The organism is Nostoc sp. (assembly GCF_036917555.1).
Taxonomy (GTDB): Bacteria; Cyanobacteriota; Cyanobacteriia; order Cyanobacteriales; family Nostocaceae; genus Nostoc.
The window spans coordinates 14,050-31,041 of sequence record NZ_JBALDD010000001.1 but is presented as its reverse complement, the minus strand read 5'-3'; the positions used below and the strand labels follow the sequence as shown (position 1 = coordinate 31,041).

16 protein-coding genes and 1 tRNA gene are annotated in these 16,992 nt (G+C 42.6%); 11 read left to right on the top strand and 6 right to left on the bottom strand.

The genetic code is table 11. From position 1 onward, the window contains the following. Positions 1-82: 82 nt before the first annotated feature. A complete protein-coding gene (locus V7K60_RS00150; RefSeq protein ID WP_334921969.1) occupies positions 83-1,171 on the bottom strand; it encodes a glycoside hydrolase family 3 protein in 1,089 nt (362 codons plus the stop codon). Between the two features lie 445 nt (positions 1,172-1,616). On the opposite strand from V7K60_RS00150, the gene pds reads away from it, so the two are divergent. The 4 genes from pds (at position 1,617) to V7K60_RS00130 (ending at position 5,751) form a co-directional block, all read left to right on the top strand. Continuing rightward, positions 1,617-3,056, top strand: coding sequence for a 15-cis-phytoene desaturase (pds, locus tag V7K60_RS00145; RefSeq protein ID WP_334921967.1), 1,440 nt, complete (start codon positions 1,617-1,619; stop codon positions 3,054-3,056). Then, positions 3,040-3,972, top strand: coding sequence for a 15-cis-phytoene synthase CrtB (gene crtB, locus V7K60_RS00140; RefSeq protein WP_334921966.1), 933 nt, complete (start codon positions 3,040-3,042; stop codon positions 3,970-3,972). Before pds ends, crtB begins: the two co-directional genes overlap by 17 nt. 172 nt (positions 3,973-4,144) lie before the next feature. Next, a tRNA-Ser gene (locus V7K60_RS00135) sits at positions 4,145-4,236 on the top strand. A 192-nt stretch (positions 4,237-4,428) separates the two neighbouring features. Beyond that, the gene (locus V7K60_RS00130; protein WP_334921964.1) at positions 4,429-5,751 is read left to right on the top strand and encodes an ABC transporter substrate-binding protein; all 1,323 of its coding nucleotides are present in this window, start codon (positions 4,429-4,431) and stop codon (positions 5,749-5,751) included. Between the two features lie 62 nt (positions 5,752-5,813). Here the strand turns inward: V7K60_RS00130 and V7K60_RS00125 are convergent, their stop codons facing one another. Next, positions 5,814-6,656: a hypothetical protein gene (locus V7K60_RS00125; protein WP_334922026.1), complete on the bottom strand. Its 843-nt coding sequence runs from the start codon at positions 6,654-6,656 to the stop codon at positions 5,814-5,816. Positions 6,657-7,178: 522 nt separating this feature from the next. On the opposite strand from V7K60_RS00125, the gene V7K60_RS00120 reads away from it, so the two are divergent. The 5 genes from V7K60_RS00120 to V7K60_RS00100 all read left to right on the top strand — a co-directional run bounded on the left by V7K60_RS00120 (position 7,179) and on the right by V7K60_RS00100 (position 10,789). Continuing rightward, positions 7,179-7,496 carry a hypothetical protein gene (locus V7K60_RS00120; protein ID WP_334921962.1) on the top strand — a complete coding sequence of 106 codons (318 nt, stop codon included), beginning with the start codon at positions 7,179-7,181 and terminating at the stop codon, positions 7,494-7,496. A gap of 239 nt (positions 7,497-7,735) precedes the next feature. Then, a complete protein-coding gene (locus V7K60_RS00115; protein WP_334921960.1) occupies positions 7,736-9,463 on the top strand; it encodes a succinate dehydrogenase/fumarate reductase flavoprotein subunit in 1,728 nt (575 codons plus the stop codon). A gap of 96 nt (positions 9,464-9,559) precedes the next feature. Continuing rightward, entirely contained in the window at positions 9,560-10,078 is a 519-nt protein-coding gene (locus V7K60_RS00110) for a hypothetical protein (RefSeq protein ID WP_334921959.1), read from the top strand. Between the two features lie 58 nt (positions 10,079-10,136). Further along, on the top strand, positions 10,137-10,346 hold the full coding sequence (locus V7K60_RS00105) for a DUF6887 family protein (RefSeq protein WP_334921957.1): 210 nt from the start codon (positions 10,137-10,139) through the stop codon (positions 10,344-10,346). A 257-nt stretch (positions 10,347-10,603) separates the two neighbouring features. Then, positions 10,604-10,789 (top strand): DDE transposase family protein, encoded by a 186-nt coding sequence (locus V7K60_RS00100; protein WP_334921955.1) that lies wholly within the window; start codon positions 10,604-10,606, stop codon positions 10,787-10,789. A 78-nt stretch (positions 10,790-10,867) separates the two neighbouring features. On the opposite strand, the gene ctpC is transcribed toward V7K60_RS00100, so the two are convergent. From ctpC to V7K60_RS00085, 3 genes are all read right to left on the bottom strand, one after another. Further along, positions 10,868-12,151: a carboxyl-terminal processing protease CtpC gene (gene ctpC, locus V7K60_RS00095; RefSeq protein ID WP_334921953.1), complete on the bottom strand. Its 1,284-nt coding sequence runs from the start codon at positions 12,149-12,151 to the stop codon at positions 10,868-10,870. A gap of 240 nt (positions 12,152-12,391) precedes the next feature. Next, positions 12,392-13,618: a (E)-4-hydroxy-3-methylbut-2-enyl-diphosphate synthase gene (ispG, locus tag V7K60_RS00090; protein ID WP_334921951.1), complete on the bottom strand. Its 1,227-nt coding sequence runs from the start codon at positions 13,616-13,618 to the stop codon at positions 12,392-12,394. A 314-nt stretch (positions 13,619-13,932) separates the two neighbouring features. Beyond that, complete coding sequence (locus V7K60_RS00085; protein ID WP_334921949.1) at positions 13,933-14,208, bottom strand: pentapeptide repeat-containing protein; 276 nt, start codon at positions 14,206-14,208, stop codon at positions 13,933-13,935. Between the two features lie 129 nt (positions 14,209-14,337). On the opposite strand from V7K60_RS00085, the gene V7K60_RS00080 reads away from it, so the two are divergent. Both V7K60_RS00080 and V7K60_RS00075 read left to right on the top strand, forming a co-directional pair. Next, positions 14,338-14,556 carry a hypothetical protein gene (locus tag V7K60_RS00080; protein ID WP_334921948.1) on the top strand — a complete coding sequence of 73 codons (219 nt, stop codon included), beginning with the start codon at positions 14,338-14,340 and terminating at the stop codon, positions 14,554-14,556. A gap of 338 nt (positions 14,557-14,894) precedes the next feature. Next, the gene (locus tag V7K60_RS00075) at positions 14,895-15,929 is read left to right on the top strand and encodes an isochorismatase (protein WP_334921946.1); all 1,035 of its coding nucleotides are present in this window, start codon (positions 14,895-14,897) and stop codon (positions 15,927-15,929) included. A 96-nt stretch (positions 15,930-16,025) separates the two neighbouring features. Here V7K60_RS00075 and V7K60_RS00070 read toward each other — a convergent pair whose 3' ends face one another. After that, entirely contained in the window at positions 16,026-16,925 is a 900-nt protein-coding gene (locus tag V7K60_RS00070; protein WP_334921944.1) for a LysM peptidoglycan-binding domain-containing M23 family metallopeptidase, read from the bottom strand. Positions 16,926-16,992: the final 67 nt, after the last annotated feature.

The following is a 16,992-nucleotide window of genomic DNA, read 5'->3' as shown; positions in this document are numbered from 1 at the left end:
AAATTCAAAATTCAAAATTAAGAAATGCAATCCTAGCTAGCCTTTTGGCAATTGCTAATATGCACCTTGAATGCACGTTGGGTTATGAATAGGAACTAGCGATCGCTAGTTGAGCATGTTGCAATAATACATCTTTATCCAAAGCATATATGAGATATTGCGGTGTTACTGCCAGTAGTTTCTCAATTCTTTCTCTAGCTGCTTCTAGCACTGCTTCATCTAAGCTACCGTTACTGAGGGAATCTGCAAAATCTTCAGCAATCCGATAAGTTCTTTCAATAGATGATGAATTAATATTACGCGACACAATAAACAGATCGCAGCCTGCATTAAATGACCGCGCCACAGTACCAGCTTTCATAAACATATCTGAGATAGCTTTCATATCCAAATCATCAGATACAACTACTCCCTCAAAGCCAAGTTCCTCTCTAAGTATGGATTTGAGGATAGCCTGGGAAAGGGTTGCTGGCACATTATGATCTATCTTGGGAAATAAGATGTGGACAGTCATAATCAAAGGAATCTGGACTTCGATTAAAGCTCTGAAGGGTATAAGTTCTCGAAGTCGCAAATCTTCTAGAGTTAAATTCAGTATTGGTAGCTCAATGTGAGAGTCCTTGCTGGTGTCTCCATGTCCAGGAAAGTGTTTGGCGCATCCCAAAATTCCTGAATCTTGAAGTCCAAGGTAATAGTCACAGGCACCTTGAGTAGCAGTTTCGGGAGTGTTACCAAAAGCGCGAGACCCAATCACGGGGTTCTCAGGATGGGAAAAAATATCTGCTACAGGTGCCCAGGATAAATTTATTCCCAGTGATTTGAGTTCTACCGCTGTGGCTTTTGCTACTTCATAAGCGTGCGATCGCAGCAATAAGGCATGAGGAAAGCGGGTAATTGGCGGTGGTGTACGAATTACACGACCTCCTTCATGATCGAGAGTGATGAACATGGAATCACGTTCAGTGTATTCTCGTATCTGCATGTTTAAATCCTTGAAGCTTTCCAACCAAACCTGATATGGGGTGCCATCCAAAAAGTTTTTAGCAAAAAATATCACCCCAATCGGTTTTAATTCATTGAGTGCGCGTTTATCGTCATCGCTTAATGTAGTGCTGGAAATACCTAAAATCAGGTGATGTCCAAAGCGCCTTAGCTGCTGCGATACACTCATAATCTTTTACCTATAAGTTGTGAGGTAAACAACTTGGTTGTTCAACCTAGAGGACATAAACATTTATCCTACACCCTTATAGGGAGAGGAAAGTTTTCAAAGTAGTTTTTAAGCAATACCCCAGATATTTTCTCAGACCAAATACACAAATTAGCAAAGAAATCAACTACTTTAAGACAACTTTTGAAATTAGCTATTTTCAGTCAAAGGAAATACTTTTGTTTCCCGAAATCACCTGCATGTAAATATAGATAAAGTGTGCGCTGCAAAGCTATTGCCAACAATGGTATTAGCAATTTGTTTCGGCAGGTGCGCGTAGGTAAAATTCCCTTTGACAAAAGTTTTTTGGGGAAGCGATCGCACAATAACTGCCAAATGTAACGGATTGCAACGTATAATGAGAACGACAAAACCATTAAGAAATATTGAAGGGCATTAGGGTTAAATGCGAGTAGCGATCGCGGGTGCTGGTTTAGCAGGACTTTCCTGCGCAAAATATCTCACAGACGCAGGTCACACTCCCATTGTCTTGGAAAGCCGGGACGTACTGGGTGGTCTTGTTGCGGCGTGGAAAGACTCTGACGGCGACTGGTACGAAACCGGGTTACACGCCTTCTTTGGGGCATACCCCAATATGCTTCAATTGCTCAAGGAGTTGGGCATTGAAGACAGACTCCAGTGGAAACAGCATACGCTGATTTTCAATCAACCGGACAAGCCTGGGACACTATCACGTTTTGATGTTCCAGATATTCCATCTCCTTTCAACGTGATTGCATCGATTCTTCGTAACAAAGATATGTTGACTTGGGAGCAGAAGATTCGGTTTGCAGTTGGCCTCCTTCCAGCAGTGGTTCGGGGTCAAAAGTATGTTGAAGACATGGACAAGTATAGTTTCTTAGAGTGGTTGAAAAGGCAAGGTGTTGACGAGCGAGTAACTAGTGACGTTTTTATCGCCGCATGTAAAGCGCTCACCTTTATCAATCCTGATGAAGTTTCTGCAACGATCCTATTAACTGCACTGAATCGCTTTCTCCAAGAACGATATGGCTCCAAGATTGCATTTTTGGATGGTTCTCCCACAGAACGTCTATGCAGCCCGATCGTAGATTACATCACAGAACGCGGTGGAGAAGTGCGGTTGAATGCCCCCTTGAAAGAGATTTTGCTGAACACTGATGGCACGGTGAAAGGATACTTGATTCGAGGGTTAAATGGGGCAGAAGATGAAGTTTTCACGGCTGATGTGTATGTATCTGCCATATCAGTTGACCCGTTAAAGGTAATCTTGCCTAAACCTTGGAAGCAAATGGAGTTTTTCAAGAAGCTAGAAGGCTTAGAAGGAGTACCAGTGATTAACCTGCATCTGTGGTTTGACCGGAAACTTACAGAAATTGATCACTTACTATTTTCGCGATCGCCCCTCCTAAGCGTTTATGCTGATATGAGCAATACCTGCCGTGAATACGCCAACCCCAATCGCTCGATGCTGGAATTAGTTCTAGCTCCGGCAAAAGATTGGATTGCCAAATCAGATGAGGAGATAGTGGCTGCAACCATTGCCGAGTTAGAAAAACTCTTCCCCGACCATTTTGGGGGAGACAATCCAGCAACATTGCTGAAATCTCATGTGGTGAAAACGCCGCGTTCAGTTTACAAAGCGACCCCTGGTCGTCAACAGTACCGTCCTGCACAAGTTACGCCCATTGCTAACTTCTATCTCGCAGGAAGTTATACCATGCAACGCTACTTAGGCAGTATGGAAGGTGCCGTACTTTCTGGTAAGCTGACAGCGCAGGCGATTTCTGAGGCCCTCCTGGTAGCAAATTCCTCAAACCTGCAAACGCTCACCCGACCGCCCGCAACGAATGCTGCAACTGCCTGATTCCCCCCCGCGCATGAAAACGCTGGTCTCTGTAGACGAGTCATACAAACTTTGTCGGCATCTCACAGCAAAGTATGCCAAGACTTTTTACCTGGGTACTTTGCTCATGAGTCCGGTAAAACGTCAATCTATTTGGTCAATTTACGCTTGGTGTCGCCGTACAGATGAATTGGTAGATGGCCCTGCATCTGCTATTACCACGCCAGAAACCCTAGACCTATGGGAACAGCAGCTGGAATCGATTTTTGCGGGATGCCCACTAGAAAATTACGATGTAGCTTTAGTTGATACCCTCCAGCGCTTTCCGATGGACATTCAACCATTTCGGGATATGATTGCCGGTCAGCGCATGGACTTATATCGCAGTCGTTATGAAACCTTTGAGGAGTTATACCTCTACTGTTACCGTGTTGCTGGCACTGTTGGCTTAATGTCAACATCAGTTATGGATGTGGATAACACCATATATGCAGCACCGTGGCGGCAAAACATACAAGTTTATGTTCCCACAGAAGAAGCGATCGCTCTCGGAATTGCCAATCAACTTACCAATATCCTGCGGGATGTGGGAGAAGATGCCAAACGGGGACGGATCTACATTCCCCTTGAAGACTTGGCAAAATTCAACTATACCGAGCAAGACTTCTTCAAAGGTGTGGTAGATGATCGTTGGCGGGCATTGATGCGCTTTCAAATTGATCGCGCCCGCCAATTTTACACCACATCCGACCAGGGAATTACTTATTTAGCATCCGATGCCCGTTGGCCTGTGTGGGCAGCATCAATGCTGTACGGTCAAATATTGGAGGTGATTGAACGCAACGATTACGATGTATTCAGTCAGCGGGCTTTCGTTCCCCAGTGGAAAAAGTTACGCACCTTGCCCATAGCTTGGATGCGATCGCAAGTCCTTTAAAAAATTAGTCATTTGTCCCTAGCTCCTTAGTCCTCAGCGTTTTATAAATAACCAATGACCAATACAACTCTTGGAGAGGCTGCGCTAACGACTACGCTCAGTACAAGTGACAAATGACAAATAACTATTGACTCTTACCAACAAACCTGCTAACATTGATATTCGTGAGTCAGGAGAGGTGGCTGAGTGGTCGAAAGCGGCAGATTGCTAATCTGTTGTACGGCAGGCAACTCCGTACCGAGGGTTCGAATCCCTCCCTCTCCGTTTTTCAGGTTTTGATACACGGAGAATATCCTGTGTAGAAAAATAAATATTAATGCCGGGTAAATACTCCTACTCCCAAAGATGGATGATATGATTTATCCTTTGGAGCCTTGATAAGATCCAGCTAAGTTACAAATCTAGTTTGGATCTTCTTTTTAGGCTGCTAAATATTTTGAGGAGTAAGAGTAATTTATGAAAAAAATTAGCACCGCCTTAGCCTTCAGTATAGCTACCCTAGCAACTGGGTTTCTGGTTGGGGCTTGTGGTGATAACAGTACCCCCAACGGTACAGCTAACAACAGAAGTACCGCTACCCCAGCGGCAAACTCAACTACTACAAGCAGTGCTAAAGGACTAAAAATTGGTTCCCTGCTACCAACAACAGGCGACTTGGCTTCTGTAGGACAGCAGATGCTAGGTTCCGTTCCTTTACTTGTCGATACAGTCAACGCTTGCGGTGGGGTGAATGGCGAACCTGTTACCTTGGTACAAGTAGACGACCAAACCGACCCAAAAGCTGGAGCTGCCGGTATGACCAAACTAGCAACTTTGGATAAAGTAGCAGGTGTAGTTGGTTCCTTTGCCAGTAGCGTTTCTAGTGCAGCAGTCTCCATTGCCACACCAAATAAAGTCATGCTGGTTTCCCCTGGTAGTACCAGTCCCGTATTTACCGAAAAAGCCCAAAAAGGTGATTTCAAGGGCTTTTGGGCACGTACAGCTCCTCCCGATACATACCAAGCACTAGCTTTAGCCCAACTTGCCAGAAAAAAAGGTTTCAAGCGAGTTTCTACAGTCGTGATTAATAATGACTATGGCGTAGGGTTTGAAAAAGCATTTGTGCAAACTTTTGAAAAATTGGGTGGAACTATAGTTAATAAAGATAAGCCTGTCCGCTACGATCCAAAAGCCCAAACATTTGATACAGAAGCGGCTGCTGCTTTTGCTGGTAAGCCAGATGCAGTCCTGGCTGTACTCTATGCGGAAACTGGTAGTCTGTTCTTGAAAGCCGCCTATCAGCAAGGTGTGGCGAAGGGAGTACAGATTCTGCTAACAGATGGGGTAAAATCACCGACTTTTCCCGAACAAGTTGGCAAAGGCGGTGATGGTAAATATATTTTAACAGGAGCGATCGGTACAGTACCGGGTTCCGATGGTAAAGCATTAGAAACTTTCAACAAACTGTGGAAAGATAAAAAGGGTGGTACACCAGGGGAATACGCTCCTCAAGCTTGGGATGCGTCTGCTTTATTGACATTGGCGGCGCAAGCTGCTAAAGAAAATACAGGCGTTGGTATAGCCAGCAAAATTCGGGAAGTTGCTGATGGACCTGGCACAGAAGTTACTGATGTCTGCGAGGGGCTGAAGTTACTTAAAGATGGTAAAAAAATTAACTACCAAGGAGCCAGCGGCAACGTAGATGTTGATGCTAACGGCGATGTCGTCGGTGTATACGATGTTTGGACAGTAGGAGATGATGGCACAATCAAGGTGATTGACAAAGTTACACCTAAATAGAAGTTAAGAGTTATGAGTTATGAATTTAATCTTAATAACTCTTAACTCCTAACTCTTAACTTTTAAAGCCCACTGAAGTTGTAACCAACTCCTAACAACAAGCCCACATCAGTTTCATCGAAAAATCCAGCATTTATAGCAGCTGTTGCTGTAAATTGAGGAGTTAGAGGTACATCAATGCCAGCAGATGCCAAAAAGGCAAATTGTGAATCATCACCAGTTTTATAAGCTGCACCCACTCCGATGTAAGGTGCGATCGCTAATGGTTCGCTAAAAGCATCTGCTGATTTGAAGGTAAAATCATAGGTGATCGGAAGTAAAATTGTGGTGTTATCCCCAAATACGGCTGAGGGTCGCACTGATATAGAATTTGTCAGTCCGATTTTGCTGACTACCGCAAAGTTACCGTCGCCCAAAGACGTGTCACCACCACTCAAACCAATGTTAGCAGCGATGCCAAGATAGCTACTACCACCACTGGTAGTTCTACCTAAATCAATATCCGATTGCGCCACTTTGGTAGCAGATGGTTGAGCAGTAGTTTGAGAAGTCGGTTGTACAAACTCAGAGGTGAGCGTTGCAGATGAGGTCGCCACTGTGCCTGGAACGGGTGTGGGTGTTACACTAGCGTTTTCTTGTATCGCAGTGTTGGGCAACTGCTCTACCTTAGTTAAATTTGTGACTGTAAAAGTCTTAGTTATTTCTGTAGAGAGATTTTGGCTTTCAATGTCTATTTCTGGACTAAACTCGTTGGGAGACGCTACGGTTGCAGAAGGTTCAGTTGATGGCTGACTGCTCACCTTGTCTACTGTCTGGGCACTTGCAGATAAACCGCTACTCAGGAATGCAAGAGCAGCTAAACTTGGCAACCAAAAAACACCTTTACGAAGAAAAATAGTATTCACATTCACTCCTAAAACAATGTTGCCACGAAAAATAAAGGTTTTTGTTGATTTAGTCAACAAGTTCGGGCAATACTCAAAATTTAACATCAAAAAATTATTTTTACATCTAGACTTTACTTGAGTTCTCTAGTTATTATTTACTAGCAAAAAACTAAATACTATAGTAATCTTGAATCATTTGTGAGGAACAAGACTCCCGATAACTTTTACGAAGTCGGGAATCTGTGGGTTGCAATTTTCACAAATTAAATAGAATTGCTATATATTTATTTTGAATATCCTGAATTTGACAGATGACAAATAGTCTCTTTGCCTAAAATTAAGATAGTGTTTGTTAAGGAGGCGATCGCAATTGCGACCTCTCCGATGAAGGGAAGAAGTTTTTAGTATAACTGCCTTGCTACCAAAGGCGGCTTGATTGTGAAGTGATATTACAAAGCTTGCAAAAATATTTAGAAATTGCCTACAAGGCAAACATAGTTCTAACGTAGAACCTATTAGGAGAGACTTGAGGCAAATGTGATGAGCGAAAATAATATTCAAAAGTATCGGTTTGTCTGTACCTTGACTTTCGGTGATATCTACGGTCAAATAATTGTTTGGTTGATTACAATTACCCTAAGTTTGGCATCAGCTTTGGCGCTGATGGGTGCCAAGCGGCCCGTATACGCTTTAGCAACAGCGGGTCTCGTCGTTCTGCTATCGCTACCTTTCTTGGTGTTTGCGTTTGTCACTACCTTGTTAAATCATATTGAAGTCAGTCCTGTAGGGCCGGGAACCAAAATGGAACCTATACCAGGTAATGTGTCTCAGCAACAACCTGTACAAGCAACTAGCTAAAGAGTTAGGAGTTATGAGTACAGACGCGATTAATCGCGTCTGTACAAGAGTTATAAGTCACTCTATCTGTGCCATAACTCTTTGTTTTTAACTTTTCACTCCTAATTTCAAAATTTTTTATAACATCCCTGTCTATAGGCAGGGAATTTTTTTGTAGAGATGCTACTGTTACAACGCACTACCTGATTAATCACGTCTCTACAATAGAACAGCAGTGGTTTGCAATCAGAGGGCTAATTATGCTGGAACACGATGTGATTATTGTTGGGGGTGGATTGGCGGGATGTCGCGCTGCTGTAGAAATTGCCCGTACTGACCCTAGTTTAAATATTGCTGTGGTTGCAAAAACCCACCCAATTCGCTCTCACTCGGTTGCGGCTCAAGGTGGTATGGCTGCATCGCTGAAAAATGTTGATTCTGAAGATAGTTGGCAAGCACATGCTTTTGATACTGTCAAGGGTTCTGACTACTTGGCAGACCAAGATGCTGTGGCGATTCTCGCCCAAGAAGCGCCAGATGTGGTGATTGACTTGGAACATCTCGGCGTTTTGTTCTCTCGCTTACCCGATGGGCGCATTGCCCAAAGGGCTTTTGGCGGACATTCCCACAACCGCACTTGCTACGCTGCTGACAAAACAGGTCATGCGATTTTGCACGAATTGGTTAACAATTTGCGGCGTTATGGGGTGCAAGTTTACGAAGAGTGGTACGTGATGCGTCTTATTTTAGAAGAAAATGAGGCGAAGGGTGTGGTAATGTTCCATCTTTTGGATGGACATATTGAGGTGGTGCGGGCTAAGGCAGTGATGTTTGCCACAGGGGGTTATGGTCGCGTTTATAATACTACCTCTAATGATTACGCTTCTTCAGGTGATGGTTTGGCAATGACTGCGATCGCAGGTTTACCCCTAGAAGATATGGAATTTGTGCAGTTTCATCCCACTGGTTTATATCCGGTAGGGGTGCTGATTTCAGAAGCGGTGCGGGGTGAAGGGGCGTATCTGATTAATAGTGAAGGCGATCGCTTTATGGCGAACTATGCGCCCAGTCGGATGGAACTAGCTCCTCGTGATATTACCTCACGAGCGATCGCTTATGAAATTCGCGCTGGACGTGGTGTTCATCTCAATGGAAGTGCTGGAGGCCCCTTTGTCTATCTGGATCTACGCCATTTAGGCAAAGAAAAAATTATGAGTCGCGTTCCCTTCTGTTGGGAAGAAGCCCATCGTTTAGTAGGTGTTGACGCAGTAACTCAACCGATGCCAGTCCGCCCGACAATTCACTATTGTATGGGTGGTATCCCAGTGAACACCGATGGTCAAGTTCGTAGTAGTGACGATGGTTTTGTTGATGCTTTCTTTGCTGCGGGTGAAACATCTTGTGTTTCCGTACATGGGGCGAATCGCTTGGGCAGTAATTCTCTGCTGGAATGTGTCGTTTATGGCAAGAGAACTGGGGCTGCGATCGCCAAATTTGTGCAAAAACGTAAGTTACCCTCTGTAGATGAGCAACAGTATGTAACAGAAGCCCAGCAACAAATTCAAGCTTTGCTAGAACAACCAGGACAGTACCGTATTAACCAAGTCCGTGAAGCTTTTCAGGATTGTATGACTGAGTACTGCGGCGTTTTCCGCACTCAGGCATTAATGACTGAAGGTTTGCAGAAACTAGAAGAAATACAACAAAAATACCCTCAAATTTATTTAGATGACAAAGGTAGCTGCTGGAATACGGAACTCGTAGAAGCTTTAGAATTACGAAGTTTGATGGTAGTAGGGCAGACCATTTTGGCATCAGCTCTGAATCGCCAGGAAAGTCGTGGCGCTCATTTCCGCGAAGATTATTCCCAGCGAGATGATACGAATTTTCTCAAACACACAATGGCTTACTACTCACCAGCCGGAATTGAGATTCAATATCGACCGGTGGCGATTACTATGTTTGAGCCAAAAGAGCGTAAGTATTAGCTAGTGTTTCGGGGATAGGATGTAGGGTTAAGCAATAATATTCCTATCTCCTGAATATATTTGAATTTTCTGTATATCCATAATTAATAGACGTATATGCCAAACTTTACAGTCATCATTAAACATTACGAAAGAAAACATTGGCAAAACAAAATTGATGAAATTAATTGGTTTAGAAGCCAGTCTTCTTTGATTCAAGCCATTGAGTTAGCTGCGATAGCAAAAGATCACCGAGGAAGGCGTTATTCACACCAACGGCGTATTAAACCATTAGCATTAGACAGAGCTAAAACGGTCTTGGTTGGTATAACTAACATATTTCAGCAATGCCTAACATTTGAGCAAGTTCACGAGCTAGTCAAAACGGAACTACATAAAATTTGTGGTATCGGTGAGCTATATGTTTACGATACATCGTTCAGAATTGGTGCAAAGCTTAACTTACTGCCTGAAAAGGTTTATCTTCATGCAGGAGTTGGTAAAGGTGCATCTGCACTAGGTCTAGATATAGCAGGTCATGCAATCGAAATGGATACTTTACCGGACGAACTCAAGCATCTTCCACCTTATGAAGTTGAGGATATTCTATGTATATACAAAGATCAGTTTAATTAGTTCAACAACTGTGCCTGTCTTCAAACCATTGCATAATTGGGAATTGGAAATTTATTGTATGATGCAGAACTTAAGCCAGATGAGCAATACTGAACTGAAACGATATCTTTCAGAACACAGAAATGAAGAAGAAGCGTTTCGGGCTGCATTGCAAGTTTTAATGAGTCGTTGTGGGTCTGCTACACAACACCCTTATCCTTTCGATCTTGACAATCCTGAAAGGGAGGTAGAAGCTCTTTTAAAAGAGAAACTCAATCGAACTGAGTGATTCCTATTGCCTATAGTTTAATAAATTGAGGCTTAATACAGCTTTACGTAAGTTCGTAGCAAATTGACAGAGGAAAACTTTTGAAGGTAGGGTGAGCAACAGAAACTATCCTCAAGCATTCAAGATATGACTGGTCAGCAAAAAGCTACAGGGTTTTATGATCGCACCTACAGAATGTCGGATTTAGTAGTAAGTGCGAAGATATTTTCTGTATGCCGTAAAATTCTTACTATAAAAACAAGATTTTTATTTAAAATATGAGTAATTCACAAACTTGGTATATTGTCAAGCGTTCTGCTGGAAACTGTGAAATTATCCCCAGCGACCAAGTTAGCGACGATAATTTAGAAATTATAGAACAGTGGGGGCCTTTTAGTTCGCAAGAAGAAGCGATCGCTCGGCGTGTTGGACTCATTAGGGCTGGAAAGTGCCAACCAGTTTAAGTTAGGAGTTAGAAGTTGACAGTGACGGTCTTTATTCCTAACTCCTCACGATTCACTCTTAACTTTATTCCTAACTCTTCATTTTTCTGCTGTAGGTGTACCCTTAACAGCAATTTTTTTACCTATCACTTCCACCGCTTTAGCAAATTGAGGGTCTGCTAGGGTAGCGAGTTTGTCACGTTCATGGAGCCACAATTCCTCCATCTGCTTTTTGGTCAAATCCACCTTCACATCTGGCGAAATGCCTTTATGATTGATATCTGTACCATTAGGGGTGTAGTAATGAGCAATTGTCACCGCTAATCCTGAACCATCTTCCAGGGGACGCACCGATTGCACTAGTCCCTTACCAAAGGTTTGAGTACCCACCAAAGTAGCACGCTTATTATCCTGCAAAGCCCCTGAGAGGATTTCACTGGCACTAGCTGAACCTTTATCTACCAACACCACCAATGGTTTAGTTGTTAAGGCTTTTCCGTTTGCTTCTTCCTTTTCTGCCTCTCCTTGGCGTTCAACAGTGGAGACAATCTTACCTTTATCTATCCACATCCGGGCAATATCCACGCTGGAGAAAAGTAAGCCGCCTGGATTACCACGCAGATCGAGAATATATCCAGCTACCTTTTTGTTTTCTAAATTTTTGATAGCGGTTTGCATTTCTTTACCAGCATTGGCACTGAACTGGTTCAAGCGAATGTAACCAAGATTGCCTGCTGGGGTATTCTTTTGAGAAAACTTAACTGGATGGATTTCAATTCGCGCCCGTGTAATGTTAAATTGTTTTATCTTAGTATCGCGCTGAATAGTCAAGTTGACTTGCGATCCTGCCTCACCCCTAATTAAGGATACTGCCTGATTGGTATCCATCCCCTTGGTATCTTTACCGTTAATTTTGAGGATGATATCTTTTGCCAGAACACCAGCTTTAAAGGCTGGTGTATCCTCGATTGGCGCAATTACAACCAATTGCTTGGTTTTTTCATCCTGACTAATGGTGATCCCAATCCCTGTCAATTCTCCAGAGGTATCCACCTGCATATTCTTGAATTCCGATGGATCCATAAATCGGGTGTACGGGTCTTCTAGCTTTTTCAGCATTTCCCGAATGGACTTATACGCATCCTGCGGATTACTGTAGGACTTGCTCAAGTATTCCTTACGAACAGCCTGCCAATCTACCTGATTAAAAGTACCGTCTACATATTGGCGCTGAACAATTTGCCAAACTTCATCTACTAATTCTTTGGGACTTGCTTTAAATAAAGCCTGACCTCGCGAGTGAATGCCAAGGCTAGTAACAGCGATCGTGGAGAGTGTCACTGCCGTAGCACCCAAAACAAGCCTACTTTTTGTAATCACCATAATGACAGCTGCGTCAGAGGGAAAATTTATAGTCAGTATGCTCAATCTAACACAGGCTACCACTTACAGACCAAGTATGTATTCTTAATTTAAACAAAATACTTGACAATCAGACGACCTTGGTGGTTAAAAGATATAAAGTTTTTGGGAATGGGGCATTGGGCATTGGGCACAAGAGGCAGAGGTGCAGAGGGGAAAAACTTACTACAACTTCAATTTTCCCCTGCTCCCCTGCCCCCTTTAAGGTTCTACCCAGCGTTCATCTGCCTTAATCAGGTTAATTAATTCCTCTACACCTTTATCTTCGGGGACTTTTTTAATTTCTTCTCGACCACGATACAAAGAAATATAACCAGGTGTTTTACCAACATACCCATAGTCAGCATCTGCCATTTCTCCGGGGCCATTGACAATACAACCCATAACTGCAACGTCTAGCCCAGTTAAGTGTTTAGTGGCTTCCCGGACTTTGTGCAGCACTTCCTCTAGATTAAACAAAGTGCGTCCACAGGAAGGACAAGCGACGTATTCCACCATCGTTTTTCGCAATCCCAAAGCTTGGAGAATGCTATAGCAGACGGGAATTTCTTTTTCTGGTGCTTCTGTAAGGGAGACACGAATTGTATCGCCAATGCCATCAGCAAGTAAGGTAGCAATACCAGCCGTAGATTTAATTCGCCCGTATTCGCCATCACCGGCTTCCGTAACGCCTAAATGTAGCGGGTAATCCATACCCAGTTCATCCATGCGCTTGGCGATGAGGCGATAGGCGGCTACCATCACTGGGACTCGTGAGGCTTTCATGGAAATTACCAAGTTGTGGAAATCCAAAGATTCACAAATGCGGATGAATTCTATGGCAGATTCCACCATTCCTTCAGGGGTGTCACCATAAGTAAATAACATTCTCTCAGCTAGGGAGCCGTGATTTACCCCAATTCGCATCGATTTACCTTGATCACGTAAAGAAATTACTAGAGGTTCTAAGGTTTCGCGGATTTTATCGCCAATTTCGTCAAATTCGGTTTTAGTATATTCGGTTCGATTGATGTTTGGCTTTTCAAACACATACAAGCCCGGATTAATCCGCACTTTCTCTATATGCTTGGCAACTTCCACGGCGATTTTTAGCCCGTTGTGATGGACATCAGCCACAACTGGCACGTCTTGGTAAGTTTTTATTAATTTTTGTTTAATTTCCCCTAAAGCTTTAGCATGAGCCATACTTGGCACTGTGACGCGGACAATTTCGCAGCCAATTTCGTGCAGACGACGAATAGCAGCTACGGAACCATCAATATCAAGAGTGTCTTCGTTAATCATTGACTGCACTACAACGGGGTAGCCACCGCCAATGGTGACATTTCCCACCTTTACAGGGCGGGTTTTACGCCGCTTGATAGTTGTATCAAAGGTAGCTTGAGATGATGTGATGCTTGAAGTGTCTACTGTGGGCAGAGTTTGCATAACCTGATTAGATAAATTTTCTGTAGCTCAAATATCAGATTTAATAAATCTCTGTTTCCCAGATTGCCACAGCTAGCGCTTTTTTGGACGATTACTATAGAAAAAAATGGAAAATAACACAGGCAAAGAAATCAAGAGCATTTGAGGAGTTTTGCTCATTTGTAAAGATATATTACTTAAAATCTTTTTAAGTGAGTAGCTTGAGTAGTGATCGCGCAGGTTGCATAGGAAAGGTTAATGAAGCGAGCGCTTTTACACTGAGTCATAATTACTACTAATATCATCGTAATTCTATGACCAAAACTGCAATATAATTATAAATTATCATTCTTTATACTACCATCAGGCGTAATTGTATTGTAAAAAATAGCACCATCAAATTTTGTATCTTTTAAATCTGCTTGTTCAAGATTGGCGTAACTGAGATTAGCTTGCTGTAAATTAGCGTCTTTTAAAGAAGTATTCTTCAAGTTAGCATTATTAAGATTGCAACCTCTCAAGTTGATACTGCTTAGGTCAAAGTACTGCACGACTAAGGTCAACTCCTGAAAAGTCTCTCTCACCTGCGGCATAGCGTTTGAGTAATTCATCTCGGTTCATAAGAGCGATCGCTAAATTTATGTTTTTATAATACAAATATACTATTAAATAAAGAGGATGAGGAGCGATCGCCTTTACCACCAGCTAAATTAGACTTATCACTAAATTCTTTGATGCTTATGCTAAAAAAAACATCTACATTCCAGAAAGCTATAGAAGCGGTAGAAGCATTAGATCCAGAAGCTCAGGCTATTCTTGTAGATATTGTCCAAAAGCGCCTCAAACAACAGCGACAGGATGACTTATTAAAAGAAGTCGCGCAAACAGAGAGTGATTATGATCAAGGTAATGTCCACCGTGGTTCAGTTGCAGATTTGATGGCGGAGTTAGACGAGTGAAAAATTTGGTTTGGAGTCCTTTTTATTCGTGCTTTTAAGCGTCTGTCAAGAAAAATCCTGAGTTACGTTCTCAAATTGAACAAGTATTACAACAAATAGCTGAAGACCCATTTCAAGTCAGTTTACGTAGTCACAAGCTAAAAGGTGATTCATCGGGTAGATATTCATCTTCAATTGATTATCAAAATCAAATTTTATTTAAATTTGTTACAAATCCTGATTTAGGAGAAGAAGAAATTTTATTGCTAACTTTAGGTTCTCACGATGACGTTTACTGAATTCACCATTATTTTTAACTAAGGCAAGCCTAACAATTAGAAAATAAGTGCAGATTTTAGATGAACACCCAAATAATAACCCAACTACCCATTCCCCCGCATTTTAATCCTGATAAAGTCGGCGAAGTCTGGCGTGTACCTTACCAAGAACGTGCTGCCGAAGCTAAAATCTGGGCAAAACAACACGACATCAAACCAGCATCTTTAGATAAAACCAGCATTTGCTTACTATTAATTGATGTCCAAAACACCTTCTGCATCCCTGGATTTGAATTATTTGTAGGTGGAAAATCTGGTAATGCGGCGGTGGATGATAACGTCAGATTATCTGAGTTTATCTATCGAAACTTGGGAATAATCACGAAAGTTGTATCAACTCTAGATACTCACACAGCAACGCAAATCTTCCATCCGATTTTTTGGGTGAACACTGCCGGAGAACATCCCACTCCAGCAGCGACTAGTATCACACCAGCAGATATTCAACAAGGTATCTGGAAAGTCAACCCAGCAGTTGCTAACAGTGTTACTAATGGGGATTATGAATTATTAGAAAAACACGCTTACCATTACCTTAAGCAACTCAGTCAAGATGGTAAATATCCCCTTACTGTTTGGCCTTATCATTCTATGTTGGGTGGTATCGGTCATGCTCTAGTTTCATCGATAGAAGAAGCGATATTTTTCCACGGCATTGCGCGTCAGAGTCAAACGCAATTTGAAATCAAAGGTGAAAATCCTTTAACAGAAAACTATTCCATCCTACGTCCAGAAGTGTTAGAAGATTTTGAACAACGTCCACTTGCTCAAAAGAATACATTGCTGATTAAACAACTTTTAGAATATGATGCAGTAATTATTGGTGGTCAAGCTAAAAGTCACTGCGTCGCTTGGACAATTGACGATTTATTAACAGAAATTAAACAGGTAGATGCTACTCTGGCGAAAAAAATCTATTTACTAGAAGATTGCACTTCCCCCGTAGTTGTCCCCGGTGTTGTGGACTATACAGAACAAGCAGATGCAGCATTTATAAGATTTGCAGAGGCAGGAATGCACATTGTAAAATCTAGCGAATCCATAGCATTTTTTTAACGCAAAAAATGCTATGGATTTGCAGAAGAACATAGAGATTTACTCCGCGTTCCTACCCTGCAGGAAGGCGAAGCGCCTATGCGTTTAAAAACATACTCATTTCTTCAAATAACCCTTGGGATCTTGCGCTACCCAACCCAGAGATGAGCTAGAACGCACTTCAAAATGGAGATGCGGTTGAGTGGATGTTGGTTTTCCACTAGTGCCTACTGTTCCTAATAAGTTTCCTTTTTTCACTTGTTGACCGACAGTAACTTTGATACTGTCAAGCTGGGCGTAGCGGCTTTGAAGTCCGCCACTGTGGTTAATAATGACCAACTTGCCATAAGAACCTTGCTCGCTGGCAAAGGCTACAGTTCCAGGTGCGATCGCTTGCACACTAGTACCAACTGGTGCTAATAAGTCAACACCACTATGGAAGAAAACTTCACTTGTCCCAGGATTTATTTGCCAGCCGTAAGCTAATCCTACAGTTGCCACTTGTGCTAAAGGATATCCAGACAAAGATGCACGGTTTGGTGTACCTGCATCAGTAGGTAAAGGGGACTTAGTTACAACACCATTAGGCGACCAATTTACCCCTGGAACAAACACGATTCTGGGGTTTTGTTGACAGCCATTCACCTCAAACAGGCTATCAGCACGAACTTTGTATTGTGCCGCCACTTGTCGCCAAGTTTGACCGCGAGGCACTTCGACTACAATCCCATTATAGGGAGGAATCTGAAGCACACTACCAACCGCCGCAGCTGCACCATTTTGCAAAGCTGGATTCATGCCAATAATAGTTGTCGCAATGAGATTGTAGCGCTGCGCTATACTCTCCAAAGTTTCGCCACGAACAACTTTATGGCGTTGGAAGCGAGATAAGGCTGGAGTTGAGCAACCACCCACAGCAGCGTTAGCACTGTTTGAGTTTGAGTATGCCAGTATGCTTACTAGGCCCAAGGTGCTAACTAAGCTACAGAGAAACAGTTGACGAAAGGGTAAAGTCATGTATACAGGTCAAGAGCGCATTAACTTTAGATTTTAGATGGGAAGAGTGGGGAGTTGCTAGGAAGCC

Excerpts from the sequence above, each read along its gene's own strand:
- V7K60_RS00150 (WP_334921969.1), bottom strand. The coding sequence starts at position 1,171 with ATGAGTGTATCGCAGCAGCTAAGGCGCTTTGGACATCACCTGATTTTA.
- pds (WP_334921967.1), top strand. The coding sequence starts at position 1,617 with ATGCGAGTAGCGATCGCGGGTGCTGGTTTAGCAGGACTTTCCTGCGCA.
- crtB (WP_334921966.1), top strand. The coding sequence starts at position 3,040 with ATGCTGCAACTGCCTGATTCCCCCCCGCGCATGAAAACGCTGGTCTCT.
- V7K60_RS00130 (WP_334921964.1), top strand. The coding sequence starts at position 4,429 with ATGAAAAAAATTAGCACCGCCTTAGCCTTCAGTATAGCTACCCTAGCA.
- V7K60_RS00120 (WP_334921962.1), top strand. The coding sequence starts at position 7,179 with ATGAGCGAAAATAATATTCAAAAGTATCGGTTTGTCTGTACCTTGACT.
- V7K60_RS00115 (WP_334921960.1), top strand. The coding sequence starts at position 7,736 with ATGCTGGAACACGATGTGATTATTGTTGGGGGTGGATTGGCGGGATGT.
- V7K60_RS00110 (WP_334921959.1), top strand. The coding sequence starts at position 9,560 with ATGCCAAACTTTACAGTCATCATTAAACATTACGAAAGAAAACATTGG.
- V7K60_RS00105 (WP_334921957.1), top strand. The coding sequence starts at position 10,137 with ATGATGCAGAACTTAAGCCAGATGAGCAATACTGAACTGAAACGATAT.
- V7K60_RS00100 (WP_334921955.1), top strand. The coding sequence starts at position 10,604 with ATGAGTAATTCACAAACTTGGTATATTGTCAAGCGTTCTGCTGGAAAC.
- ctpC (WP_334921953.1), bottom strand. The coding sequence starts at position 12,151 with ATGGTGATTACAAAAAGTAGGCTTGTTTTGGGTGCTACGGCAGTGACA.
- ispG (WP_334921951.1), bottom strand. The coding sequence starts at position 13,618 with ATGCAAACTCTGCCCACAGTAGACACTTCAAGCATCACATCATCTCAA.
- V7K60_RS00085 (WP_334921949.1), bottom strand. The coding sequence starts at position 14,208 with ATGAATTACTCAAACGCTATGCCGCAGGTGAGAGAGACTTTTCAGGAG.
- V7K60_RS00080 (WP_334921948.1), top strand. The coding sequence starts at position 14,338 with ATGCTAAAAAAAACATCTACATTCCAGAAAGCTATAGAAGCGGTAGAA.
- V7K60_RS00075 (WP_334921946.1), top strand. The coding sequence starts at position 14,895 with ATGAACACCCAAATAATAACCCAACTACCCATTCCCCCGCATTTTAAT.
- V7K60_RS00070 (WP_334921944.1), bottom strand. The coding sequence starts at position 16,925 with ATGACTTTACCCTTTCGTCAACTGTTTCTCTGTAGCTTAGTTAGCACC.